Annotated in this window: 1 protein-coding gene; it reads left to right on the top strand. The window is 40.0% G+C overall.

Translation table 11 applies throughout. From position 1 onward, the window contains the following. On the top strand, positions 1–245 hold a 245-nt coding region (locus tag VC352_RS24975), incomplete at both ends, for a hypothetical protein (protein ID WP_322982173.1).

The raw sequence follows: 245 nt of genomic DNA, 5'->3' as shown, positions 1-245 counted from the left end.
AAGATTGTTATCATTATAGTTGCCGAGAGGGAGCATCAGCAGCTGAATATGGATACGCCACTAGGAGTGAGATTCCGGTGTGTTTTCAGATGGGGAAAACTCAAACTCTGCCCCGAGAATATTTTCTCGAAACTCTGAAACAAGCGTGCTCCATTCTATATGCGGCGTATCAGGGTCGCTATTTTTATAACAACGCAATGATTTTTATCGCAATTAAAAAACAAAACACGCAAAATAAAAAAACC

Source organism: Pseudomonas sp. C11, assembly GCF_034683865.1.
Taxonomy (GTDB): domain Bacteria; phylum Pseudomonadota; class Gammaproteobacteria; order Pseudomonadales; family Pseudomonadaceae; genus Aquipseudomonas.
Note: the sequence above shows the minus strand (reverse complement) of the source record. Positions and strands in the feature narration are given on the sequence as shown.